This is a genomic window from Pseudoalteromonas distincta (genome assembly GCF_000814675.1).
Taxonomy (GTDB): Bacteria; Pseudomonadota; Gammaproteobacteria; order Enterobacterales; family Alteromonadaceae; genus Pseudoalteromonas; species Pseudoalteromonas distincta.
Window position 1 is genome coordinate 133598 of record NZ_JWIG01000011.1, and the last position, 24612, is coordinate 158209.

At 39.2% G+C, this 24612-nt stretch carries 24 protein-coding genes; 9 read left to right on the forward strand and 15 right to left on the reverse strand.

Features of this window, described 5'->3' with window-relative positions; all coding sequences use genetic code 11:
- Positions 1 to 212: 212 nt before the first annotated feature.
- The 5 genes from QT16_RS08545 to fur all read left to right on the forward strand — a co-directional run bounded on the left by QT16_RS08545 (position 213) and on the right by fur (position 2750).
- Positions 213 to 980, forward strand: a complete 768-nt coding sequence (locus QT16_RS08545; RefSeq protein WP_002962931.1) for an alpha/beta fold hydrolase — start codon at positions 213 to 215, stop codon at positions 978 to 980.
- Between the two features lie 95 nt (positions 981 to 1075).
- A complete protein-coding gene (locus QT16_RS08550; protein ID WP_002962930.1) occupies positions 1076 to 1297 on the forward strand; it encodes a DUF2788 domain-containing protein in 222 nt (73 codons plus the stop codon).
- Between the two features lie 2 nt (positions 1298 to 1299).
- Positions 1300 to 1578: a LexA regulated protein gene (gene ybfE, locus QT16_RS08555; RefSeq protein WP_002962928.1), complete on the forward strand. Its 279-nt coding sequence runs from the start codon at positions 1300 to 1302 to the stop codon at positions 1576 to 1578.
- Between the two features lie 14 nt (positions 1579 to 1592).
- Positions 1593 to 2120 carry a flavodoxin FldA gene (gene fldA, locus QT16_RS08560; RefSeq protein WP_007586856.1) on the forward strand — a complete coding sequence of 176 codons (528 nt, stop codon included), beginning with the start codon at positions 1593 to 1595 and terminating at the stop codon, positions 2118 to 2120.
- A 186-nt stretch (positions 2121 to 2306) separates the two neighbouring features.
- On the forward strand, positions 2307 to 2750 hold the full coding sequence (fur, locus tag QT16_RS08565) for a ferric iron uptake transcriptional regulator (protein ID WP_002962922.1): 444 nt from the start codon (positions 2307 to 2309) through the stop codon (positions 2748 to 2750).
- A 273-nt stretch (positions 2751 to 3023) separates the two neighbouring features.
- Here fur and glnS read toward each other — a convergent pair whose 3' ends face one another.
- Positions 3024 to 4682: a glutamine--tRNA ligase gene (glnS, locus tag QT16_RS08570; protein ID WP_024596870.1), complete on the reverse strand. Its 1659-nt coding sequence runs from the start codon at positions 4680 to 4682 to the stop codon at positions 3024 to 3026.
- Between the two features lie 218 nt (positions 4683 to 4900).
- Here glnS and QT16_RS08575 point away from each other — a divergent pair, with 218 nt between their 5' ends.
- Positions 4901 to 5971: a DUF3083 family protein gene (locus QT16_RS08575; RefSeq protein WP_039487976.1), complete on the forward strand. Its 1071-nt coding sequence runs from the start codon at positions 4901 to 4903 to the stop codon at positions 5969 to 5971.
- A 58-nt stretch (positions 5972 to 6029) separates the two neighbouring features.
- Here the strand turns inward: QT16_RS08575 and sucD are convergent, their stop codons facing one another.
- From sucD to sdhC, 8 genes are all read right to left on the reverse strand, one after another.
- Positions 6030 to 6902, reverse strand: coding sequence for a succinate--CoA ligase subunit alpha (gene sucD / locus QT16_RS08580; protein WP_002961811.1), 873 nt, complete (start codon positions 6900 to 6902; stop codon positions 6030 to 6032).
- A complete protein-coding gene (gene sucC / locus QT16_RS08585) occupies positions 6902 to 8068 on the reverse strand; it encodes an ADP-forming succinate--CoA ligase subunit beta (protein ID WP_002961809.1) in 1167 nt (388 codons plus the stop codon). Before sucC ends, sucD begins: the two co-directional genes overlap by 1 nt.
- Before the next feature lie 177 nt (positions 8069 to 8245).
- Positions 8246 to 9763 carry a 2-oxoglutarate dehydrogenase complex dihydrolipoyllysine-residue succinyltransferase gene (gene odhB, locus QT16_RS08590; RefSeq protein WP_039487977.1) on the reverse strand — a complete coding sequence of 506 codons (1518 nt, stop codon included), beginning with the start codon at positions 9761 to 9763 and terminating at the stop codon, positions 8246 to 8248.
- A 3-nt stretch (positions 9764 to 9766) separates the two neighbouring features.
- Positions 9767 to 12586: a 2-oxoglutarate dehydrogenase E1 component gene (sucA, locus tag QT16_RS08595; RefSeq protein WP_039487978.1), complete on the reverse strand. Its 2820-nt coding sequence runs from the start codon at positions 12584 to 12586 to the stop codon at positions 9767 to 9769.
- Positions 12587 to 12677: 91 nt separating this feature from the next.
- Entirely contained in the window at positions 12678 to 13394 is a 717-nt protein-coding gene (locus QT16_RS08600) for a succinate dehydrogenase iron-sulfur subunit (RefSeq protein ID WP_002961804.1), read from the reverse strand.
- Between the two features lie 10 nt (positions 13395 to 13404).
- Positions 13405 to 15177, reverse strand: coding sequence for a succinate dehydrogenase flavoprotein subunit (gene sdhA, locus QT16_RS08605; RefSeq protein ID WP_002961801.1), 1773 nt, complete (start codon positions 15175 to 15177; stop codon positions 13405 to 13407).
- Positions 15178 to 15525, reverse strand: coding sequence for a succinate dehydrogenase, hydrophobic membrane anchor protein (gene sdhD, locus QT16_RS08610; protein ID WP_002961798.1), 348 nt, complete (start codon positions 15523 to 15525; stop codon positions 15178 to 15180).
- On the reverse strand, positions 15516 to 15893 hold the full coding sequence (gene sdhC / locus QT16_RS08615; protein WP_122975019.1) for a succinate dehydrogenase, cytochrome b556 subunit: 378 nt from the start codon (positions 15891 to 15893) through the stop codon (positions 15516 to 15518). Before sdhC ends, sdhD begins: the two co-directional genes overlap by 10 nt.
- Before the next feature lie 420 nt (positions 15894 to 16313).
- Between sdhC and QT16_RS08620 the strand changes: the two genes are divergently transcribed.
- The 3 genes from QT16_RS08620 (at position 16314) to QT16_RS08630 (ending at position 19391) form a co-directional block, all read left to right on the forward strand.
- Positions 16314 to 17600 (forward strand): citrate synthase, encoded by a 1287-nt coding sequence (locus QT16_RS08620; RefSeq protein WP_002961796.1) that lies wholly within the window; start codon positions 16314 to 16316, stop codon positions 17598 to 17600.
- Between the two features lie 114 nt (positions 17601 to 17714).
- A complete protein-coding gene (locus QT16_RS08625; protein WP_039487981.1) occupies positions 17715 to 18941 on the forward strand; it encodes a SufS family cysteine desulfurase in 1227 nt (408 codons plus the stop codon).
- Between the two features lie 33 nt (positions 18942 to 18974).
- On the forward strand, positions 18975 to 19391 hold the full coding sequence (locus tag QT16_RS08630) for a SufE family protein (RefSeq protein ID WP_002961794.1): 417 nt from the start codon (positions 18975 to 18977) through the stop codon (positions 19389 to 19391).
- A gap of 66 nt (positions 19392 to 19457) precedes the next feature.
- Here QT16_RS08630 and tcdA read toward each other — a convergent pair whose 3' ends face one another.
- Genes tcdA through msbA form a run of 6 tightly spaced genes read right to left on the reverse strand, consistent with a single transcriptional unit; the run spans position 19458 to position 24591 of the window.
- Positions 19458 to 20255, reverse strand: coding sequence for a tRNA cyclic N6-threonylcarbamoyladenosine(37) synthase TcdA (gene tcdA, locus QT16_RS08635; protein ID WP_039487984.1), 798 nt, complete (start codon positions 20253 to 20255; stop codon positions 19458 to 19460).
- The gene (locus QT16_RS08640) at positions 20256 to 20936 is read right to left on the reverse strand and encodes a TIGR01621 family pseudouridine synthase (protein ID WP_039487986.1); all 681 of its coding nucleotides are present in this window, start codon (positions 20934 to 20936) and stop codon (positions 20256 to 20258) included. It abuts the gene before it with no gap.
- The gene (kdsB, locus tag QT16_RS08645; RefSeq protein WP_039487988.1) at positions 20933 to 21694 is read right to left on the reverse strand and encodes a 3-deoxy-manno-octulosonate cytidylyltransferase; all 762 of its coding nucleotides are present in this window, start codon (positions 21692 to 21694) and stop codon (positions 20933 to 20935) included. Before kdsB ends, QT16_RS08640 begins: the two co-directional genes overlap by 4 nt.
- A complete protein-coding gene (locus tag QT16_RS08650; RefSeq protein ID WP_002961789.1) occupies positions 21682 to 21879 on the reverse strand; it encodes a Trm112 family protein in 198 nt (65 codons plus the stop codon). Before QT16_RS08650 ends, kdsB begins: the two co-directional genes overlap by 13 nt.
- The gene (gene lpxK / locus QT16_RS08655) at positions 21869 to 22849 is read right to left on the reverse strand and encodes a tetraacyldisaccharide 4'-kinase (protein WP_039487990.1); all 981 of its coding nucleotides are present in this window, start codon (positions 22847 to 22849) and stop codon (positions 21869 to 21871) included. The genes QT16_RS08650 and lpxK overlap by 11 nt, the downstream gene beginning before the upstream one ends.
- Complete coding sequence (gene msbA, locus QT16_RS08660; protein WP_039487992.1) at positions 22846 to 24591, reverse strand: lipid A export permease/ATP-binding protein MsbA; 1746 nt, start codon at positions 24589 to 24591, stop codon at positions 22846 to 22848. Before msbA ends, lpxK begins: the two co-directional genes overlap by 4 nt.
- Positions 24592 to 24612 lie beyond the last annotated feature (21 nt).

Consider the following 24612-nt stretch of genomic DNA (forward strand, 5'->3'; position numbering starts at 1 on the left):
TGTCATTACGGGTCACATTTTTTTCTCCCGTGTGATTATACCCAAACCAATCAGAAATGCGAGTTACAACAAGCACTCCCGTAAACATATTAATATTTACTTGATTGTTGTTGATTTAACAAACAAAAGCCCAATTTAATAAATAGTCGCTGTATTTTTTGCTTTTTAGAGCAATGCTCGGCAAACTATGGCGAAATTTTCAGGAGGCGTGTATGCAGTTAAATTACAAGCAACAAGGGCAAGGCCCTAATGTTATCTTGATCCACGGACTTTTTGGATCATTAGAAAACCTAAATGTAATCGCAAAACCATTAAGTGAACACTTTAATGTTATTAACGTTGATTTACGCAACCACGGGCTTTCTCCTCATAGTGATGAAATGAACTACCCTGCAATGGCTCAAGATATTGTCGAGTTATTAGCACATTTAAACATAGATAAAGCTCATTTAGTTGGACATTCTATGGGTGGGAAAGTCGCAATGGAATTAGCACTAACACACCCTGAACTGGTAAATAAATTGGTTGTACTTGATATAGCACCTGTTAGTTACCCTGCTCGCCACACAAAAATATTACAAGCATTAAAAGCAGTTTCAACGCAGTCAATAGATGATAGAAAGCAAGCTGATGCAATTATGCAGCCTTATATTGAAGAGCTGGGGGTTCGCCAGTTTTTACTTAAAAGCCTCGCCAAAAATGAAGAAGGTCATTTTGCATGGCGATTTAACCTAAATGTGCTTGATGAAAAATATTCGACAATCACGTCCAATGTTAATGAAAACAATTCTTGTTTATGCGATACTCTTTTCATTAAAGGTAATGATTCTGACTATATATTGCCCGAGCATCGTACTGCGATTACAGCACGCTTTAAAAACACCAAGGCTAAAATTATTCATGGCGCAGGTCATTGGCTTCATGCTCAAAAGCCTCTTGCTGTTAATAAAGCGATAAATGACTTTTTAACTGCGGTTTAAAGCAATTTTAATCGCGTGTTTTTGATTCAGCGCACTAAATATATGAATATTTATATGCTATAGTACGCGCCGTTTAATTTAAAGGTTATACGTTGATGGTCAGTCAGTTAATTAACGAATTTGATACCCTAGGGTTGTATTTTGGCTTAGCCGGTATTTTCATATTCATCGGCATGGCAATTAAAGACGTACTAAAAAGTGGCAATGTACCAAAGTTCGGACAATACATTGTTTGGGGCGTGCTCTTTTTAGGTTGTTCAGGCTTTATTGCTAAAGGGCTTATTCAAGTATTTTGGCAAGGCGCAGGTGTAGGTTAAGCATGGCGAAGTCAGAAACAGATAGAACTACACTCGATTTATTTGAATACGAAAAACGCCCAGGCAGACCTAAAACCAATCCCCTTTCTCGGGATATGCAGTTAAAGGTAAATAAACGTAATCAAATAAAAAGAGATAAAGCACGTGGTTTAAAGCGTGTTGAATTTAAAGTTTCATCGCAGTTATATCAAGCATTGAGTGATATGGCAGATGCACAAAATATTAGCCGCAGTGCGCTGATTGAAACGATTTTACAAGAAAGATTGGCTATTGATACATAAAAGGTTTTAAATCCATGGCAAGTGTAGGCATTTTTTTCGGAAGTGACACAGGTAACACAGAACACGTAGCAAAAATGATCCAAAAAGAATTGGGTAAAAAGCTAGTGGCTGTTCATGATATTGCAAAAAGCTCTAAAGAAGAGATTGCTGAATTTGATTTAATCTTATTCGGTATCCCTACTTGGTACTACGGTGAAGCTCAATGTGACTGGGATGACTTTTTCCCAGAACTTGAGGAAGTAGACTTTGAAGGTAAACTTGTTGCTATTTTTGGTTGTGGTGACCAAGAAGATTACGCTGAGTACTTTTTAGATGCAATGGGCATGATCAACGATATTGTTACTGAACGTGGCGCTATTGTTGTGGGCCATTGGCCAAGTGAAAGCTATGACTTTGAAGCGTCTAAAGGAATGGCTGATGATAAGCACTTTGTAGGTTTGGGTATCGACGAAGACCGTCAACCAGAGCTTACAGAACAACGTGTTAAAGCATGGTCTGCTCAAGTATATGAAGAAATGTGTTTAAGTGAATTAGCTGACTAATTTACTGCATATATCGCTAGCTGTTTAAATAATTATCAAACAGTTAGCGTTTTAAGCTTTAGTGGCAATATATATCAATTGTTCTTTGCACTTAACGCTTAGGCACGTTATCCTGTTTGTTGCTAATGTGTCGTGTACATCTTTGCAAGATGTCTAGTATAACCAAATAAAATTGAGACAGATTTAATGACTGATCATAACTTGGAACTTAAAAAAGCCGGTTTAAAAGTAACTTTACCGCGTATTAAAATATTAGAGATTTTACAATCTCCAGATAACCAACACATCAGTGCTGAAGATGTTTACAAAATTCTTTTGGATCTAGGTGAAGAAATTGGTCTTGCAACTGTATACCGCGTACTTAACCAATTTGATGATGCGGGTATTGTAAGCCGTCATCACTTTGAAGGCGGAAAATCAGTATTTGAACTTTCAGGAAGCACTCACCACGATCATTTAGTATGTTTGAAATGTGGCAAAGTAGTAGAGTTTGAAGATGACATGATTGAGCGTCGTCAGCTAGAAATTGCTGAAGAAAATGGTATTACTCTTACAAACCATTCTTTGTATTTATACGGTGAGTGTAATGATAAAGCAGCGTGTAAAGAATTTAGCGACGCTAACAGCTAATACCGCTTTTAAAAGCAATAAAAAAACCTGCTAAGTGCAGGTTTTTTTGTGCCTAAAAGACAATAGTAATAAATATACCCAGTAATTCCTGGGTATATTTTAAGTATTATACCAATCCACAATAATACTTAATCATTTTACGGGGCTAAACGTGTCGCTACCTGCGTTAAAAAATGCTCATTTAGAATAACTAAATAGCGAATTTTTTGCCTAGCTATCAACACGTTTTTCCAGCCTCAAAATAGATCACTTAATTAAGCGAATTGGTATTACTTATTGAGTTTTAGACCATGAATCGCGAAGACCCACGGTTTGATTAAATACAACGTTCTCTGATTTAGAATCACGAGAAAAATAACCCGTACGCTCAAACTGAAAGCCCTGCTCTGCTTGTGAATTAGCAAGCGATGGTTCTAATTTAGCATTAGGTAAAACAACCAGTGACTCCGGGTTTAGCGTAGTTTCAAATTCCTCTGCAGCTGCTGGATTTGGTACGCTAAACAAGCGGTCGTATAAACGAACTTCTGCACTAATAGACTCTGGTGCTGAAACCCAATGAATAACACCTTTTACTTTACGACCATCACTTGGGTTTTTACCAAGTGTTTCGCTGTCGTAAGTACAGAAGATAGTTGTGATTTCGCCATTTTCGTCTTTTTCAACACGCTGCGCTTTAATAACATAAGCACCACGTAAGCGTACTTCTTTATCAAGTACTAAACGTTTGAATTTGTTATTCGCTTCTTCTTTAAAGTCTTCTCGTTCAATATAGATTTCACGAGTAAATGGAACATCACGACGCCCCATTTCTTCTTTATTTGGGTGATTAGCCACTGATAAAGTTTCAACTTTATCTGCATCGTAGTTTTCAATAACGATTTTAACAGGATCGAGTACAGCCATTGCACGTGGTGCATTTTCGTTTAAGTCTTCACGGATACAGGCTTCAAGCATGCCCATTTCAACCATATTCTCTTGTTTTGTTACACCAATACGCAAACAAAATTCACGAATTGAACCTGGTGTATAACCACGACGACGTAAACCTGCAATAGTAGGCATACGAGGGTCATCCCACCCTTCTACATAGTTATTTACTACTAAATCATTTAGCTTACGCTTTGACATAATAGTGTATTCAAGATTTAAGCGCGAAAACTCAATTTGCTGTGGGTGACACTCTAAACTAATGTTATCAAGTACCCAGTCGTATAAACGACGGTTATCTTGAAACTCTAATGTACATAATGAATGTGTAATACCTTCAAGCGCATCAGAAATACAGTGAGTGAAGTCATACATTGGGTAAATGCACCACTTGTCTGCTGTTTGGTGATGATGAGCAAAACGTACACGGTAAATAATTGGATCGCGAAGCACCATAAATGAGCTTGCCATATCAATTTTAGCACGCAGTACACATTCACCTTCTTTGAATTCGCCAGCGCGCATTTTTTCAAATAACGCTAGGTTTTCTTCAACTGAAGTATCTCTATAAGGACTGTTTTTACCTGGCTCTTTTAATGTACCGCGGTACTGTCGTGCTTCGTCTGCAGTTAAAAAACAAACGTACGCTAAGCCTTTTTCAATAAGCTCTACTGCGTAACCATATAAAGTATCAAAATAGTTAGAAGAATACTTTATGTCGCCATCCCAATTAAAGCCTAACCACTGTACATCCTCTTTAATAGAGTTAACGTAGTTAATGTCTTCTTTTTCAGGGTTTGTATCGTCAAAACGTAGGTTACATAAACCGTTGTAGTCTTTTGCGATACCAAAATTCAAACAAATTGATTTGGCATGGCCAATATGTAAAAAACCATTTGGCTCAGGTGGAAAACGTGTATGCGTTGTCGCATGTTTGCCACTTGCTAAGTCTTCATCAATTCGGGTTCTAATAAAGTTACTTGGGCGATTCTCAATTTCCGCCATAGGAGTGTGATCCTCTAAATATTACGTAATAACAAAACTAATGCATTATTACAAAAACATACAATAACATACAGCAATAGATTAAGGTTTATTTTAGATATTGATTAACTTTAATCCACTTGTTCAATTGTTTATGAATAAAATTTGTTTTAACGCAACATTTAGGTCATCAAAGCCAATTATAGTAGCTAAATAACCTACTTTATAAGGATTCTAAGATGGCGACACTTAATCAACACCGTGTATATATTCCAACTAATGCACGCGCTAACCACTATTTATTGGCTGAAATAATACCTAATGAAGCATTTTATAATAGCTTTAGCACTATAAACTGTTGCTACGAGCGTATTGCGCGTCAATTATTTGCATGTTGTGATGAGTATGAACTGCATAATGTACATTTATTAGCAAACGATAAACTACCGGTTGTACGCTTTCATGATGAGTCATATCAATTAGAAACCGACAAGCAGATGTTGTTTTTTTATAACCCTCGTTATCACGAGGCACATAAAATTTATTACTCACCAGATATAAAAAGCAAGAAAATACGTTTCTTGTTTTTAGCCACGGGTGAAGACTTACGTGCAAACTCAGCTTTGTTTCACAATAGAGTGCAAAAAGTATTAAACTTACTCCAAGAACAGTTATTTATAAATCAGCCCCAATTTAAACTTCGCGATCACCAACATCTAACTTACGATTTATTTGCTAAAGATAAGGGAAATAAAGAGAGTTATGGATATAAACTCAGAAGCCTCTACCCTCGTTATCAATCAAGGCAATGTAATATCCCTAGTGACTATGCTGAAATGACTTACGCAACATTTACCATTGCGGTTTCTCGGGCCATCAAAACACAGTTTCAAACAATAGTGAACAATAACGATGTGGAAAAGTTTTATGATTACTTTGCAGATAGTTTTAAACGCGCATGTGAACAAAACAAACTAACACACGGTGCAATGGTAGCTAATGGCGCAATACCCATTGTCCGAAACAGTAAAATAGATAAAAATGAAGGTAATGCAGAGTTACAAAAGTTGAGCTTTGATGTTGAATCAAATGAAAATCAAATTAAGTATTTTTATGAAGCAACAAAATTAGTAGAAACACTACATTTTGTTATTGTAGCAACGCAGCAGGATAAACATGAAATTGGTTATGGCCGCTTTATGAACCAAGTAGAGAAAACAATTCATGCATTATGTAACGAGCTGGCCATAAATAAACAACGACAAGATTTGTCTGTACGCTTTTTTCAGCATATTAGTTATCCGTTCTAAATTTACCTCAATAACAAAAAGGCCCGCATAAGCGGGCCTTTTCAGAGGAAACAAGCAATTACCAGCCTGTTTTCTCTTTAAGTGCTTTACCGATTTCAGCAAGTGAACGTACAGTTTTTACGCCCGCAGCTTCTAATGCAGCAAATTTCTCATCAGCAGTACCTTTACCGCCTGCGATGATTGCGCCAGCGTGACCCATACGCTTACCTTCTGGTGCAGTAACACCAGCAATGTAAGATACTACAGGTTTAGTTACGTTAGCTTTGATGTACTCTGCAGCTTCTTCTTCTGCAGTACCACCAATTTCACCAATCATTACGATTGCTTCAGTTTGTGGATCTTTTTCGAACATTTCTAGAACGTCGATAAAGTTAGTACCTGGGATTGGATCACCACCAATACCAACACACGTAGACTGACCAAAACCAGCATCAGTAGTTTGCTTAACCGCTTCGTACGTTAAAGTACCAGAGCGAGAAACAATACCTACTTTACCAGGTTTGTGGATGTGACCAGGCATGATACCAATCTTAGTCTCACCAGGAGTAATAACACCTGGACAGTTAGGACCGATCATACGAGTACCTGTTTGATCTAGTTTAACTTTTACGTCAACCATATCAAGCGTAGGGATACCTTCAGTGATACAAACAATCAGCTCGATGCCAGCATCGATAGCTTCTAAGATTGCATCTTTACAGAAAGGAGCTGGTACGTAGATAACTGAAGCAGTTGCGCCAGTTTCTTGAACAGCATCACGAACTGTGTTGAATACAGGAAGACCAAGGTGCGTTTGACCGCCTTTACCTGGGCTTACACCACCAACCATTTGTGTACCGTACTCAAGCGCTTGCTCTGAGTGGAAAGTACCTTGGCCACCAGTGAAACCTTGACAGATAACTTTTGTATCTTTATTGATTAATACAGACATTATTTGCCCTCCGCAGCAGCAACAACTTTCTCAGCAGCGTCTGTTAGTGATTCAGCAGCAATGATATCTAGACCTGAGTTCTTAAGAACTTCACGACCTAATTCAGCATTAGTACCTTCTAAACGTACAACTACAGGTACATTTACGCCAACTTCTTTAACTGCGCCAATGATACCTTCAGCAATCATGTCACAACGTACGATACCGCCAAAGATGTTTACTAAAACAGCTTTAACATTGTCGTCAGAAAGGATGATTTTGAATGCTTCAGAAACACGTTCTTTAGTCGCGCCGCCGCCAACATCTAGGAAGTTAGCCGGTTTGCCGCCGTGTAGGTTTACGATGTCCATAGTACCCATTGCTAGGCCTGCGCCGTTAACCATACAACCAACATTGCCATCTAGAGCAACGTAGTTAAGCTCGAAGCTTGCTGCGTGTGCTTCACGTGCATCTTCTTGAGATGGATCGTGGAACTCACGGATTTTAGGCTGACGGTAAAGTGCATTACCATCAATACCGATTTTTCCGTCAAGACAGTGAAGGTTACCTTCGTCTGTAATTACTAACGGGTTGATTTCAAGTAGTGCGAAATCAAAATCAGTAAACATGTTACCAAGACCCATAAAGATCTTAACAAACTGCTTCATTTGTACTGGGTTAAGACCCAATTTGAAGCCTAGTTCACGTGCTTGATAAGCTTGAGGACCCACTAATGGATCAATTTCAGCTTTGTGGATAAGCTCTGGTGTTTCTTCTGCAACAGTTTCAATTTCAACGCCGCCTTCAGTAGACGCCATGAAAACTACTTTGCGAGATGCACGGTCAACTACTGCACCTAGGTACAATTCGTTAGCAATGTCAGTACAGCTTTCAACTAAAATTTTAGCTACTGGCTGGCCTTTCTCGTCTGTTTGGTAAGTAACTAGGTTTTTACCCAACCAGTTAGCTGCAAACGCTTTTACTTCGTCGATAGTTTTTACTAGCTTTACACCGCCAGCTTTACCACGTCCACCTGCGTGAACCTGAGTTTTAACAACCCACATATCACCGCCGATTTTTTCAGCAGCTGCTGCAGCTTCTTCAGGTGTATCGCAAGCGAAACCCTGAGAAACTGGTAAACCATATTCGGCAAAAAGTTGTTTTGCCTGATACTCATGCAAATTCATGATGCTTTATCCAATTTTTTATACTAAAAGAGCTGAATATTTTTTCAAATAAACAACTATCCCAAATTGCGCACCTAGTATAGATCCCAAGGCTTAACATGAAAACCCCAGTAAGACCAAAGGCGCAAAAAAAAAGCTGTGAATGTTCATTCACAGCTTACATTTCATACAACTAGATTAAACATCTAGCAATAAGCGAGTTGGATCTTCAAGTAACTCTTTAATAGTCACTAAGAAACCAACAGATTCTTTACCATCAATGATACGGTGGTCATAAGAAAGTGCTAAATACATCATAGGTAGTATTTCTACTTTACCATTTACAGCCATCGGACGGTCTTGGATTTTATGCATACCCAAAATTGAAGACTGTGGCAAGTTAATGATAGGTGTAGATAGTAATGAACCAAATACGCCGCCATTAGTGATAGTGAAATTACCACCGGTCATATCTGCAAGCGTTAGCTTACCATCACGACCTTTAAGTGCTAATTCACGAATACCCTTTTCGATTTCAGCAACAGATAGTTTGTCACAATCTTTAAGTACTGGAGTAACTAAACCACGTGGAGTAGATACTGCAATGCTGATATCAAAATAGTTGTGGTAAACAATATCGTCACCATCAATTGATGCATTAACATCTGGGAAGCGTTTAAGTGCTTCAGTTACCGCTTTCACGTAGAAAGACATGAAACCTAAACGAATACCATGACGCTTTTCAAATACTTCTTGGTACTGCTTACGAAGGCTCATGATTGGTTCCATGTTCACTTCGTTGAATGTTGTTAACATTGCAGTTGAATTTTTAGCTTCAAGAAGACGTGTAGCAATCGTTTTACGCAGGCGAGTCATAGGAACACGTTTTTGAGTACGATCGCCCATCGGTGCTGCAGGAGCAGAAGCTTCTGCTTTTTTAGCCGCTGGCGCTGGTGCTTTTAAGAAAGTATCAACGTCTTCTTTAGTTACACGGCCATTTTTACCCGTGCCGTTAATTTTAGAAGCGTCTAAGCCTTTCTCAGCAATTAAACGACGAACTGATGGTGTTAACACATCTGAACTTTCGCTAGAATCTGCTGCTGGCGTTTCGTCTGCTTTTGCAGCTGGAGCCGCTGGTGCACCGCCTGCTTTAACCGAACCAATTACTTGCTCGCCTAGTACAGTATCGCCTTCGTTGTGAATGATATCACCCATGATGCCATCTTCTTGAGCTACTACTTCAAGAACAACTTTATCTGTTTCAATATCTACCAAGTTTTGGTCGCGTGTTACTGCGTCACCTGGTTGTACATGCCATGTAGCAATTGTTGCGTCTGCAACTGATTCTGGAAGTACAGGTACTTTAATGTCCACTTCTTTACCTTCTGATGCTGGTGCTGATTGCGCCGCTGGCGCGTCTTCTGATTTAGCTGGTGCTGATTCTTCTTTAGATGAACCTTCACTTGCTGGCGCTGCATCAGCATCACCAAGTAAACCCATAACTTGATCGCCAAGTACGGTTGCACCTTCTTCTTGTGATATTTCTGTAATTACACCGTCATGCTGTGCAACAACTTCTAAAACCACTTTATCTGTTTCAATGTCTACTAAGTTTTGATCGCGAGTTACTTTGTCGCCAACACTTACATGCCATGTAGCAACGGTAGCATCTGCAACCGACTCAGGAAGAACAGGAACTTTAATTTCTGTGCTCATTGCTTATCCTTTATTTTCTATAGTAAGCGCGTCGGCAACGAGCGCTTGTTGTTCTTTAGTATGTACTGACATGTAACCACACGCTGGTGATGCAGACGCTTTACGTCCTGCATATTTTAATTTAGCACCTTGTGGGATTGCATCAATAAAGTGATGTTGTGAACAGTACCATGCACCTTGGTTTTGTGGCTCTTCTTGACACCATACAAAATCAGTTACGTGTTGGTAACGCTCCATAATTGTTTGCATTTCGTCATGTGGGAACGGATATAACTGCTCAACACGAACAATAGCAATATTATCTTGCTCAAGCTTACGACGCTCTTGTAATAGTTCGTAATAAACTTTACCACTACAAAATACAACGCGTTCAACTTTCTCAGGGTTAATATCATCAACTTCGTCGATCATATTATGGAAAACACCATGCGATAGCTCTTCAAGCGATGAAGTTGCAAGAGGATGACGAAGCAACGACTTAGGCGTCATAACAATCAAAGGACGACGTAGTGGTCGAACTGATTGACGACGAAGCATAGCGTAAACTTGTGCAGGAGTAGATGGAACACATACTTGCATGTTGTGATCAGCACATAGTTGTAGGAAACGCTCTAAACGAGCTGAACTATGTTCTGGACCTTGTCCTTCATAGCCATGTGGTAACAAAATTGTAAGACCACATAAACGGCCCCATTTTTGCTCACCAGAACTTAGGAATTGGTCAAATACAACCTGTGCACCGTTGGCGAAATCACCAAACTGTGCTTCCCAAAGTACTAATGAAGTAGGCTCTGCAGTTGCATAACCGTATTCAAAAGCAACAACAGCTTCTTCAGATAAAACAGAGTCAAATACTTCAAAAGTACCTTGATCTTCGCTTAAGTGCTGTAGAGGTGTATAAGTAGCGCCGTCTGATTGACTGTGAACAACAGCATGACGATGGAAGAATGTACCACGCCCTGAATCCTGACCAGTTAAACGAATGTCAGTGCCTTCAGTTGCGATTGTTGCATAAGCAAGTGTTTCTGCCATACCCCAATCTAGAGGTTTCTCACCAGAAGCCATTAATTTACGATCATCGTAAATCTTTTTAACGCGTGACTGTGCTTTATATTGCTCTGGGTAAGAAGCGATTTTCTCACCGAGTGCTTTGAGCTCTTCAACAGGTACGCTGGCATCGTAATCAACATCCCATTCATGGCCAACATACTTTGCCCAATCTGAAGAATGCGATGTCTCTGGTTGAATTTCTGAAACAACACAGTTGCCTTCGTCTAATGCATTACGGTACTCATCAGCAAGTGCTTTTATTTCTTGTTCAGAAAAAGAGCCTTCAGCTATAAGTTGGTCTGCGTATATTAAACGTGGAACTGGGTGCTTTTTAATTTTTTGGTACATAACAGGCTGAGTTGCATTAGGCTCATCAGCTTCATTGTGACCATGGCGACGGTAACATACTAAATCGATTACTACGTCACGTTTAAACTGGTTTCTGAAATCAAGTGCAATTTGAGTAACAAATGCAACTGCTTCAGGGTCATCAGAGTTAACATGGAAGATAGGTGACTGAACCATTTTAGCAATGTCAGTACAGTAATCTGTAGAGCGTACATCGTCTTGTTTTGATGTAGTAAAACCAACTTGGTTATTTACAACAATACGAATACTACCACCACAACTAAACGCGTTAGTTTGTGATAAGTTAAACGTTTCTTGTACAACACCTTGGCCTGTAACCGCAGAATCACCATGAATTGTAATTGGTAAAGCTTTAATACCAGAACTGTCACCTAAGCGGTCAAGACGAGCACGTACTGAGCCCATAACAACTGGGTTTACAATTTCAAGATGAGACGGGTTAAACGCAAGCGCCATATGAACATTGCCACCTTTAGTAGCAAAGTCAGATGAATAACCCATGTGGTATTTAACATCGCCAGAACTTAATGTTTCTTTATGTTTACCAGCAAACTCATCAAATAACTCTGATGGATTTTTACCAAGTACATTTACAAGAACATTTAAACGACCACGGTGAGCCATACCAATAACAGCTTCTTGTTGGCCGCTTTCACCAGCGCGGTGAATAAGCTCTTTTAACATTGGAACTAACGCATCGCCACCTTCAAGTGAGAAACGCTTAGCACCTGGGAACTTAGCCCCTAAATATTTTTCAAGTCCGTCAGCAGCAGTTAATCCTTTTAGGATACGCAGCTTTTCGTCTTTTTCGAATTTAGGCCTAGACTGGACAGATTCTAAACGCTGTTGTAACCAACGCTTTTCCTCTGTTGATGTGATGTGCATATACTCAGCGCCAATTGAACCACAATATGTAGTTTTTAGTGCTTGGTATAGTTCACCTAAAGGCATAGTATCGCGGCCTACGGCAAACGATCCTACGTTAAACTCGCGGTCAAAATCACTTGAAGATAAGTCGTGGTACTCTAGCTCTAAATCTCGTACACGCTCTCGTTGCCAAATACCTAATGGATCTAGGTTTGCATTTTGGTGTCCACGAAAACGGAAAGCATTAATAAGTTGTAGAACTTTAACCTGTTTAAGGTCACTGCCACTACCCTCTGCTACCACTACTTCTCTATGCTTGTTTTTTGCAAGCTGTGCAAACTGCGTTCGAACTTCTGAATGTTTTACTTCAACATCCACACCATCAACTTTAGGTAATTGTTCGAACACTTCTCGCCATTCATCTGGCACAGAAGTCGCATCGTCTAAATACGCTTCATAAAGCTCTTCTACATAAGCAACGTTGCCGCCGTTTAAATGTGAAGATTCTAGCCATGCCTTCATCACACCTTCGTGCATTTATAAGCCCTTTTCTTTAGCGCAGAAATTAATAGTTATCATAACAAGATGGCTAATAATCTGTATTAGCCATCTTACGTTTACTAAGTAATCAAACCGCTCGGTTTAATAACATAGATTTGATTTGCCCAATTGCTTTAGTCGGGTTAAGACCCTTAGGACAAACGCTAACACAGTTCATGATACTGTGGCAACGGAACACACTGAACGCATCGTCTAAATCCGCTAAACGTTCTTCAGTTGCTGTATCTCGGCTATCAGCTAAGAAACGGTAAGCGTGAAGAAGGCCTGCTGGACCAATGAACTTGTCTGGATTCCACCAGAACGAAGGACACGATGTCGAACAACATGCACACAAAATACACTCATATAGCCCATCTAATTTATCACGCTCTTCAATAGATTGAAGACGCTCGCCTGCTGCAGGCTGATCATTAATTAAATAAGGTTTAACTTTTTCGTACTGAGTGTAGAACTGACTCATGTCAATAACAAGGTCACGAACCACAGGTAAGCCTGGTAACGGACGTACTACAATTTTACCTTTGCCATTTTTTTGTAGCGTAGATAAAGGAGTAATACATGCTAAACCATTTTTACCATTCATGTTAACACCATCAGATCCACACACACCTTCACGGCATGAACGACGAAAAGATAGTGTAGGATCTTGTTCTTTTAAAAGAATAAGTGCATCTAACACCATCATGTCGTGACCTTCCTCTGTTTGCAAGGTGTATTCTTGCATACGAGGAGCGTTGTCAACATCTGGATTATAACGATAAACTGAAAATTGTACTTGTGCCATCGTCTATCTCCTAGTAAACACGTGCTTTAGGTGGGAAAGCTTCACGCGTTTTAGGCGCATAGTTTACATCACGCTTACTCATTTCATCCGTTACAGGATTGAATACTGAGTGACATAACCAGTTTTCGTCATCACGATCTGGGTAGTCAAAGCGAGAATGTGCACCACGGCTTTCTGTACGGAAGTTTGCAGCTACTGCAGTTGAGTAAGCTGTTTCCATTAAGTTATCTAGTTCAAGACATTCGATACGCTGCGTATTGAAGTCTGATGATTTATCATCAAGACGAGCATGTTGCAGACGTTCACGAATTTCTTTAAGTTCTTGAAGACCTGAAGCCATTGAATCGCCTTCACGGAATACCGAGAAGTTAAGCTGCATACATTGCTGTAGGTCTTTTTTGATTTGAACTGGATCTTCACCTTGACCAGCCGTTGAATTTTCCCAACGGTTGTAACGTGCAAGAGACGCTTCTAAATCTGACTCTGAAGCCGCTTTTGATACTTCAACATCTTTAAGGTATTTACCTAAGAAGTTACCAGCAGCACGGCCAAATACAACTAAATCTAGTAATGAGTTACCACCTAGGCGGTTTGCACCGTGTACTGATACACATGCAATCTCACCAACAGCAAATAAACCTTCAACTACTTTTTCGTTGCCTTGAGCATCGATTTGTAGTGCTTGTCCATTTACGTTAGTAGGAACACCACCCATCATATAATGACAAGTAGGAATTACTGGAATTGGCTCTTTAGCTGGATCAACGTGAGCGAAAGTTTTAGCTAGGTCACATACGCCAGGAAGACGTAGGTTAAGCGTTTCTTCACCTAAATGGTCAAGTTTCAGCTTGATATGAGGACCCCAAGGACCATCACAACCACGACCTTCACGGATTTCAGTCATCATTGAACGCGCAACAACATCGCGAGACGCTAAGTCTTTTGCATTTGGTGCGTAACGTTCCATGAAGCGCTCGCCATCTTTATTTAAAAGATAACCGCCTTCACCACGACAACCTTCAGTTACTAGCGTACCAGCACCTGCAATACCCGTTGGGTGGAACTGCCACATTTCCATGTCTTGCATAGAAATACCAGCGCGTGTTGCCATACCAACACCGTCACCGGTGTTAATGTGAGCATTTGTTGTTGATGCGAATATACGACCTGCACCACCAGTGGCTAATACAACTGCTTTAGATTTGAAGAAAGTGATTTCACCTGTTTCAATCTCAATTGCTGTACACCCTACTACATCGCCATTGTCGTTTTTAACTAAGTCAAGTGCATACCACTCAGAGAATACATTTGTTTTGTTTTTAACGTTTTGTTGATATAGAAGATGAAGTAAAGCATGACCAGTACGGTCAGCTGCAGCAGCAGTACGTGCGGCTTGTTCACCACCAAAGTTTTTCGATTGACCACCGAAAGGACGTTGGTAAACACGGCCATTTTCAAAACGAGAAAATGGTAGTCCCATGTTTTCTAATTCAGTAATAGCTTCTGGGCCAGTTTGACACATGTATTCAATAGCGTCTTGGTCGCCGATAAAATCGGAACCCTTAACGGTATCGTACATATGCCATTCCCAGTTGTCTTCGTGTGAATTACCAAGCGCTACTGTAATACCACCTTGAGCAGATACAGTGTGTGAGCGCGTTGGAAATACTTTAGATATTAATGCACACGTTTTGCCAGATTCTGTAATTGCTAAAGCAGCGCGCATACCAGCACCACCTGCACCAATTACTACGGCGTCAAATTCACGAACAGAATATTTCACTTAAACACCCCATAATACGATTAGACCAATAGCTACGTAAGCAACGGCCATTAGGTTTAAAACAAAACCTAAAACAGCACGCAACTTCGAACACTTAACATAGTCTGTAAGAACTTGCCAAAGGCCAATGCGGGTATGAACCATAATGCAAATAAGGGTAATTAAAGTAAACCCTTTCATTGCTAGGTTAGAGAAGAGGCCTGTCCAGGCTTCGAAAGTGACTTCTGGCGTCGCTAAAAAATAGCCGATAATAAAAATCGCGTACGCGCTGATTATTAATGCCGTGGTACGTAAAGATACGAAATCTTGTACACCATCACGTTTTAGAGTTGCTTGATTTAAAACCATATCCACACCCCTGCCAATACGGCAAACACAACACCAAGAGCCATTGATACTTTAGCGCTGAGGTTACCTGATTCAAGTTCTTCCCAATGTCCCATATCCATAATCATATGACGGATGCCACCAATAAGGTGATAACCTAATACAGAAACAGTGCCCCAAGCTATAAATTTGGCAATGAATCCGTTAAACAGACCCTTGACGAATTCAAAACCTTCAGCTGAAGAGAGAGACTCAGACCAAGCCCAAATGACAAACGTTAAAGCAAAAAACAATGCAACACCGGTGACGCGGTGAAAAATTGAAGCTTTAGCCGTTGCCGGCATAGATATAGTTGTTAGATCTAGATTTACAGGTCTTTGCTTTTTCACAGTTACTTGCCCATCTTTGCTCACAGTGGAGCTCATCTACTTGTTTTTCTAAAAACCCACCAAATATTACTGATGGAACTATCAGAATAAACGTATCAAAATAGTTAAAGTTCACAAAACAGTAAATTTTAAGCTGTTAAGAATATGTTTACCCAAATACAATACGGTTTAAAACCACCGTTAGTATATATACCCACAGGACTTTTTACAATTCTTGTTTATTTAGAGATGTTTGCGAATTAGCCAATAGTATTATATTTAATTAATACCGAATATTTATTATACATATATGCATAATGTTTATAAAAATTGACTTTAACCCCCTCTTTCACGTTAAAATGCGAAGATGTGCTTAAAACAGATTTCAGAACTTTAAAATCTAAAAATCAGAATAGATATCTTAATAGGAGATACATAGCGATGGCAGATAAAAAAGCCACAGTCCATATTGATGGACTAGATCCAATCGAACTTCCAATTTATCAAGGCACTGCTGGCCAAGATGTAATCGACGTACGTACGTTAGGTTCACATGGTCACTTTACTTATGACCCAGGTTTCATGTCGACTGGTTCTTGTGAATCTGCAATCACCTATATTGATGGTGGTAAAGGTGTACTACTTCACCGTGGTTACCCAATTGAGCAATTAGCTGAAGATTCTAACTATATTGAGCTTTGCTACTTACTTTTAAATGGTGAGTTACCTTCTAAAGAACAATACGAAGTTTTTAAGAATGAAATCACTACAAGCACTATGCTTGACGAGAAGATTGCTAACTTTTTCCAAGGTTTCCGCTTTGACGCTCACCCAATGGCAATGCTTTGTGGCGTAGTGGGTGCGTTATCATCTTTTTATCATGAAGACCTTGATATTACTGATGCAGAACAACGTAAAACAAGTGCAGTTAAGCTAGTTGCTAAGTTACCAACTATTGCTGCAATGGCTTATAAAACAAACATCGGCCAACCGTTTGTATACCCACGTAACGATTTAAGCTACGCAGAAAACTTCTTACACATGATGTTCTCTGTACCTGCTGAAGAATATAAAGTTAACCCTGTAACTGCTAAAGCTATGGATAAAATCTTTATGCTTCATGCAGATCATGAGCAAAATGCATCGACTTCAACAGTGCGTCTTGCTGGTTCATCAGGTGCTAACCCGTATGCATGTATTGCAGCTGGTATTGCTTCTTTATGGGGACCTGCTCACGGCGGCGCTAACGAAGCATGTTTAAACATGTTAGAAGAGATTGGCTCTGTGGACCGTATTGATGAATACGTTGCTAAAGCTAAAGACAAAGCTGACCCATTCCGCCTTATGGGCTTTGGTCACCGCGTTTACAAAAACTTCGACCCACGTGCTACAGTAATGCGTCAAACGTGTCATGAAGTTTTAGCTGAGCTAAATATCCAAGATCCACTTCTTGATATTGCTATGAAGCTTGAGCAAATTGCCCTTGAAGACCCGTACTTTGTAGAGAAGAAACTATACCCTAACGTAGATTTCTACTCTGGTATTATCTTAAAAGCGATTGGTATTCCAACAAGCATGTTCACTGTAATTTTTGCAATGGCACGTACTGTTGGTTGGATCACTCACTGGGATGAGATGCTATCTCAACCTGGTCATAAGATCAGCCGTCCTCGCCAAATGTATACTGGTTACACTCAACGTGACTACGTATCAACTGACAAGCGTTAATTAGCGCTGGTTAGTTTAAAAGGCCGCATTTTGCGGCCTTTTTTATTAACAGCACTTGAGAATTATCATAAACCGATTACAATCCCTGCCTTAAAAACACTATGTAGATGAGCTATGCCTACTTTAAAGTTTGATATAAATAAAATTAGAAAAGACTTCCCGACATTAAATCAAACAATAAACGGCTGCCCGCTTGTTTATTTAGACTCAGCAGCAACCTCACAAAAGCCTCAATCAGTTATAGATACAATTACTGAGTTTTATACGTCTCAAAATGCAAATGTACACCGTGGACGCCATACACTTAGCGAGCAAGCCACTTATTCTTATGAACAAGTCCGGGATAAAACTGCAAGGTTTTTTAATGTCTTAAGTAAAGAGATTGTATGGACTAAAGGTGCTACAGAAGCCATAAATTTGGTCGCTAACGGCTTAAAAAAGCGTTTAGATAAAAGTCATACCATAATAATATCTCCGCTTGAGCATCACGCAAACATAGTGCCTTGGCAACTAGTAAGCCAACAGACGGGAGCTAAATTAGTCTCTCTGCCGCTTAACAATAACGGCACGCTAAACATACAACAATGCTGTGAATTTATAAAAGAAACAAAACCTGCCTTATTAGCTATTACACAAGCATCGAACACACTGGGTAATATCACTGATTTAAAGCCACTAATTGTAGCTGCAAAAGAGGTGAATTCGCTTGTTTTAGTGGACGGAGCCCAAGGTGCACTGCATTTAAAACCCGATTTACGTGAATTAAACTGTGACTTTTATGTTTGCTCAAGCCATAAAATGCTCGGTCCAACAGGCTTAGGTGTACTTTATGGCCAATATGAAGAGCTAAATACACTAGATATTTACCAATCCGGCGGTGAAATGATCGATAAAGTTTACTTAACTCATAGCACTTATCGCCCTGCGCCTGCAAAATTTGAAACTGGCACACCAAATATTTCTGGAGTTTTAGGCTTTGGTGCCGCTTTAGACTATTTAAATGAATTAGATCACGTGCAAATACAGCAATATGAACAAGAATTGTTTAGTTACGCGGCACAAAAATTGGTAAAGGTGGATGGCATTACCATATTCAGCAACCTATCTGACAATATTGGTACACTCTGTTTTAATTTTAAAGATGAACATCCTTATGATTTGGCAACTTTACTTGACGGATATGGGGTTGCAGTCAGAAGTGGACACCATTGTACGCAACCATTAATGACACATTTAGGGCTTAATGGAACGTTAAGAGCGAGTTTTTCTTTTTATAATACATACAAAGATGTAGATATATTCATTGATTCACTTAAAAAATGTATAGCTTTATTAGATTGAACGCCAGTTTAATAGAATTAATTAGGATAACTCATGACAAATACGTTTAACAAAGTCACAGAATCTATAAAAAATGCACCTGCTTGGCAGCAAAAATATCGTGAAATAATGCTTTTAGGAAAAACGTTACCGGCTTTAGCTGATGTTTTAAAAACTGATGACGCACTTGTCTCTGGCTGTGAAAGCAAAGTATGGATGTTCGTTGAATTTGACTTAACCGAAAATACACTTGTTGTAATAGGTGACTCTGATACTCGTATAGTAAAAGGATTATTAGCTATTATTTTAGCGCTTTATAACGGGCTCACACCAGAACAGGTAGTGAATAAAAATGCGTATGAAGAATTTGAAAAGCTAGGCCTTATTAGCCACTTAAGCGCATCACGTGGTAATGGTATTAAAGCCATGGTTGAAAAAATTCAAACCATGGCACAACACAAGCTTAGTTAACCAAGGTCTGTTGATCTTTCAAGGTTAAATTGCAGCAGTCTGTTTGGTATTTAGGCAAGGCAGAGCCTAGGCTTGTGAGCGTTGTTTTTTATCTAAGTATTTACGTACAGCTTTAGCAGCAACAAAAAATCCAAAGCTTCCTGTGATCATAGTCACAGAGCCAAAACCATTATTACAGTCCATATTCATCGTGCCATCAGCACTTTGCTTAGCATGACATACGCTGCCATCGCTTCCTGGGTAAACCAATTGCTCTGTTGAGTAAACACAATCAATATTAAACTTACGTTTAGGATTATTACTAAAATTATATTGCTTGCGCAAAATATAGCGCACCTTTGCAAGTAATGGGTCTTGCGTAGTTTTAGCTACATCACCAAAAGTTATTTGGCTAGGATCTGTTTGCCCGCCAGCACCACCAGTTGTAATTATAGGTAGTTTATTACGTTTACAGTGAGCAATTAATGCTGCTTTTTCTTTAACTGCATCAATACAATCAATTACATAATCAAAACCTTGAATATGCTCTTGAATATTATCAAGCGTAATAAAGTCATCTATTACATTAATTTGGCACTGTGGATTAATGAGCTCGCAGCGCGCTTTCATTGCATCGACTTTAGCTTGACCAATAGTGCCCGTTAACGCGTGAATTTGTCTATTGACGTTGGTCGCGCAAATATCATCCAAATCTATAAGTGTTATTTCACCAACACCAGTACGTGCAAGTGCTTCTGCTGTCCAGCTTCCTACACCCCCAATCCCTACTACACAAAAATGTGCTTCTTGAAGCCAATCAAACTGTTGATGACCATATAAACGTTTAATACCACCAAAACGTATATCTGTAACTTTTTCGCTCATTTACCAATCCAGTTGCCATGGCGATTGCCATGCTTGAAAATCTTGATGTTTAATTAACGCCAAATACTCATCACCATTATCGGGTAATAAAGTTAGCTGTATTTGTTCACTTTGCCATAAAAAGCTCAATGCATATGCATGTAAATAGGTACGATTTGATGGCGTGCCTGAATACATTACATCGCCTAAAATAGCTGCGCCCACACTTTTTAGTGCCACTCTTAGTTGATGTGTTTTGCCAGAGTAAGGTTTTAAAATATACCCTCTAAACCCTGGCTTATAATTCAGAGAATAGAATCGGGTGATTGCAGGGTTAAGTGTACTCGTTAGTAACTTAAACGAGCCACGGCGAGACTTAGCCATATCGCCTTTTATCCACCCTTGCTTCTTTTTTGGTTTAGCATCACTAATCGCTAAATAAAATTTAGCAATCGCATGCTCAGTAAACATAACAGTAAAGGCGGCTGCAGCGGATTTGTTTCGCGCTAAAATAATCAGCCCTGATGTCACTTTATCTAAACGATGCACGGCATAAAGCTTTTGCGATAATTGTTGTTCGGCTAAAACAACAAAGCCAGGCCCTTCTTCAGAATGAAAATTAAGACCCGCTGGCTTTTCTAAAATATAAAAGTCGTTATGTGTATAAACAACTTTTATTATCTTACTTACTTGCTCACTCACACGTTTTTACTTTTAATATGCGCTATCACTTTAGCTAAATCATCAGGCGTATCTACGCCTGCATGAGGGGCTATTTGAGCTTGTTCTATTTTAATTTTATAACCGTGATACAAAACACGTAACTGCTCAAGTGATTCAAGTAATTCTAGTGGTGATACACTCAGCTCTATGTATTGTTTAATAAAACCCGCTCTGTACGCATAAATACCTACATGGCGTTGAAACGGGGCTAAATTAAGGGCAGTGCTATCTTCCATCATCGTATTTCTATCAAACGGTATACTTGCACGAGAGAAATACAGGGCATTTTTATTTATATCGCTAACCACTTTAACGGCATTAGGATTAAATACTTCATCACGTTCTTCAATAGCAACACTTAACGTTGCCATTGGTGCTGTTGAATCACTTAATAGTGCAGCAACTTGAGATACGTTTTCTGGTGCAAGTAATGGCTCATCGCCTTGTACATTAACCACAATTGTATTGCTATCAAGTTTAAGCAAATCAACCACTTCAGCTAATCGTTCAGTACCCGACTGGTGATCTTCACGCGTCATTAGTACATCATTAGTAAACATACTTACTGCATCAAATACTTTTTGATGATCGGTTGCTATAACTACTTTACTAGCACCTGATAAACATGCTTTTTCGTAAACGTGTTGAACCATTGGCTTACCACAAATATCAGCAAGCGGTTTACCTGGTAGTCGGGTCGATGCAAAACGAGCAGGAATTACAACTACGAATTCCACTTTTCAACCTCTTCTAGAGATAGTTCTCGTGCTTCATTTTCAAGTAAAACTGGAATATCGTCTTGAACAGGATAAGCAAGCTTAGCTGCTGTGCTAATTAGTTCGTTGTTTTCTCTGTCAAAGCGTAATTTTCCCTTACAAACAGGGCACGCAATTATCTCGAGTAATTTTGTATCAAAGGCCATTGAGTATTCCTTTTTCTTTTAATATTGAATTTAATGTGTTTATTACGCTATCGGTAGGTTGTGCATCTACTGGTAAATAATACCAATTAGGCTTTGCAAAGGACTTACATTTAACGGCATCTTTTTCGGTCATTATAATGCAATCATCACCAAATTGGGCAAAATCATCTACTGTATAAGCATAATGATCTCTAAAATGATGAGTCGATAATAACGTAATATCTTGTGCTTCTAATGAGTTTTCAAACCGTCTAGGGTTCCCAATTGCACTTATTGCATGTGCTTCACTTACGTTACTTTTTGCATAATCGCTTGAATTAACCAAGCGAAGATTACTTACTTGTAATGTGTAGCTATTATTAGCCTCACCACCATTTTCAATTACTATATCGACACTTTGCAATCGTTTAGTTGTTTCACGAAGTGGCCCTGCTGGCATAACAAAGCCATTACCAAAACGACGCTCACTATCAACAATACAACACTCAATGCTACGAGGCATTTTATAATGCTGCATTCCATCATCAGAAATAATAACATCGAGTGTACAATTATTTTCTAATAAATCGATATTGTGTTGTCTATTAGGCCCAACCGCTATTGGGCACTTTAAACGATGGTATAAAAGTACGGGCTCATCTCCAGCCTGCTGAGCATCTACAAGCTCAGTAACTAACAGCGGGTAATTTTCTGATTGCCCGCCATATCCTCTACTAATAATTCCTACTGATAAACCTTGCTGTGTTAAATGACCATACAGCCACAAAACAAAAGGCGTTTTACCATTACCGCCTACACTTATATTGCCAACTACGATTACAGGCGTTTTGCACTCAAAAGGTTTAAGTATTTTAGCGCTGTATAAGTATTTTCGAAATGAAGATACAACCCAAAACAAAGCACTTAATGGTAATAACAGCAAAGTAATTAGTCCAAATGGTTTATACCAGCTTTGTTCTATTTTACTCACGCCTGATCACCAAACTGCATTTTGCAAAGGGCTGAATAAGTACCGTCATTTGCTAATAAGCTATTGTGATCGCCACTTTCTATTACACGACCGTTATCAATAACATAAATTCGGTCACTGTTTTCGATAGTAGATAAGCGGTGCGCAATGACAATTGAGGTTTTATCTTTCATTAGCGTTTCTAATGCTTGCTGAATAAGCTTTTCAGATTCGGTATCAAGTGCTGATGTTGCCTCGTCTAAAATCAAAATAGGTGCGTCTTTTAATATTGCACGTGCTATCGCTATACGCTGACGTTGACCGCCGGAGAGCATTACACCATTTTCACCTACCATGGTGTTTAATTGCTCTGGCAGGTCTTTAACAAACTCCCAAACATGCGCTTGTTTAGCAACTTGCTCTAATTCTTTCTCAGACACATCATGCTTTATGCCATAACAAATATTGTTAGCAATCGTATCGTTAAATAACACGACTTGTTGAGACACTAAAGCAAATTGGCGACGCAAATCTGTTAATTTATAATCCTGCAGGGCTATACCATCAAGTAATATTTCACTCGGTAACTCTAGGTCATAGTAGCGTGGTAATAAATTAGAAATTGTTGATTTACCCGAGCCTGAGCGCCCTACTAAGGCAATACTTTCACCCGCTTTAATCGTTAGCGACAAATCGTTTAATACGGCTTCATCTTTTGTTGGGTACTTAAAGGTTACATTTTTAACTTCAATTACCCCTTTAACTTTATCGACTGAAACGGTGCCAGTATCTTTTTCCATTTCTTCATCTAACACTAAAAAAATACTTTGTGCAGCAGAGATACCACGCTGCATATCACTATTAACATTAGCGAGTTGTTTTAGCGGTCGCAATAGCATCATCATTGAGGCAATTAATGCCATGAAGTCACCAGAGGTAATCGTATCAATCATTGATGGAAGAGATACAGCCCATAAAATAACAGCCATAGCACTTGCTGCTAATATTTGAATAATTGATACACTTAAAGCTTTTGTCGCATCCATTTTAATGCGCTGCTGGCGGTTATGATTATTAATCTTTGAGAAATGGTTTATTTCTTGGTCTTGTCCGCCAAATCCATGAATAACTTTATGTCCGCTAAGCATTTGTTCAGAGCTACGTGTAACCTGCCCCATAGCTGATTGGATACTTTTAGAAATATGGCGAAAACGTTTCGATACAACTGCTACAATAATGGCAACGAGAGGGATGATGACTAAAAATATAAGTGAGAGCTTCCAACTGGTATAAAACATTACACCAAGTAAAAAGACAACAAAGGCCCCTTCACGTACAACAATAAGTAACGCTTTAGTAATTGCTTGTTGAACTTGCTCTGTGTCAAAAGTGATTTTTGAAATTAAATCGCCTGTTGAGTTTTTGTCATGAAAAGAAACGGGTAAATGCAATATGTGCTCAAATAACTCTTGGCGTAAAGAGCGTACAACTTGAGAGCCCACATAACTTAAACAGTACGAAGACATAAAGTTAAAAACACCACGCCCTAGTACTAACGCGATAACGACAAAAGGAGCGTACTTTAAAACTTCTGTATTTCGCTGGTTTAAACCTTGATCAATAAACGGCTTCATTAATTGAATGAATAAAGCATCCATTGCTGAATAGCCTATCATCCCAACAATTGCGATAAAAGCGACGCTTTTGTATGCGCCAACATACGAGACAAGACGTTTATAAATTTGTGCAGTACTTTGATCCATAACACTCTCTAAATACAGTAA

Coding starts and splice junctions, on each gene's coding strand:
- sucC (WP_002961809.1), bottom strand. CDS start 8,068: ATGAATTTGCATGAGTATCAGGCAAAACAACTTTTTGCCGAATATGGT.
- fldA (WP_007586856.1), top strand. CDS start 1,593: ATGGCAAGTGTAGGCATTTTTTTCGGAAGTGACACAGGTAACACAGAA.
- QT16_RS08550 (WP_002962930.1), top strand. CDS start 1,076: ATGGTCAGTCAGTTAATTAACGAATTTGATACCCTAGGGTTGTATTTT.
- QT16_RS08600 (WP_002961804.1), bottom strand. CDS start 13,394: ATGGCACAAGTACAATTTTCAGTTTATCGTTATAATCCAGATGTTGAC.
- sucA (WP_039487978.1), bottom strand. CDS start 12,586: ATGCACGAAGGTGTGATGAAGGCATGGCTAGAATCTTCACATTTAAAC.
- QT16_RS08620 (WP_002961796.1), top strand. CDS start 16,314: ATGGCAGATAAAAAAGCCACAGTCCATATTGATGGACTAGATCCAATC.
- QT16_RS08630 (WP_002961794.1), top strand. CDS start 18,975: ATGACAAATACGTTTAACAAAGTCACAGAATCTATAAAAAATGCACCT.
- glnS (WP_024596870.1), bottom strand. CDS start 4,682: ATGGCGGAAATTGAGAATCGCCCAAGTAACTTTATTAGAACCCGAATT.
- fur (WP_002962922.1), top strand. CDS start 2,307: ATGACTGATCATAACTTGGAACTTAAAAAAGCCGGTTTAAAAGTAACT.
- QT16_RS08545 (WP_002962931.1), top strand. CDS start 213: ATGCAGTTAAATTACAAGCAACAAGGGCAAGGCCCTAATGTTATCTTG.
- QT16_RS08625 (WP_039487981.1), top strand. CDS start 17,715: ATGCCTACTTTAAAGTTTGATATAAATAAAATTAGAAAAGACTTCCCG.
- sdhD (WP_002961798.1), bottom strand. CDS start 15,525: ATGGTTTTAAATCAAGCAACTCTAAAACGTGATGGTGTACAAGATTTC.
- sucD (WP_002961811.1), bottom strand. CDS start 6,902: ATGTCTGTATTAATCAATAAAGATACAAAAGTTATCTGTCAAGGTTTC.
- ybfE (WP_002962928.1), top strand. CDS start 1,300: ATGGCGAAGTCAGAAACAGATAGAACTACACTCGATTTATTTGAATAC.
- odhB (WP_039487977.1), bottom strand. CDS start 9,763: ATGAGCACAGAAATTAAAGTTCCTGTTCTTCCTGAGTCGGTTGCAGAT.
- tcdA (WP_039487984.1), bottom strand. CDS start 20,255: ATGAGCGAAAAAGTTACAGATATACGTTTTGGTGGTATTAAACGTTTA.
- msbA (WP_039487992.1), bottom strand. CDS start 24,591: ATGGATCAAAGTACTGCACAAATTTATAAACGTCTTGTCTCGTATGTT.
- QT16_RS08650 (WP_002961789.1), bottom strand. CDS start 21,879: ATGGCCTTTGATACAAAATTACTCGAGATAATTGCGTGCCCTGTTTGT.
- QT16_RS08575 (WP_039487976.1), top strand. CDS start 4,901: ATGGCGACACTTAATCAACACCGTGTATATATTCCAACTAATGCACGC.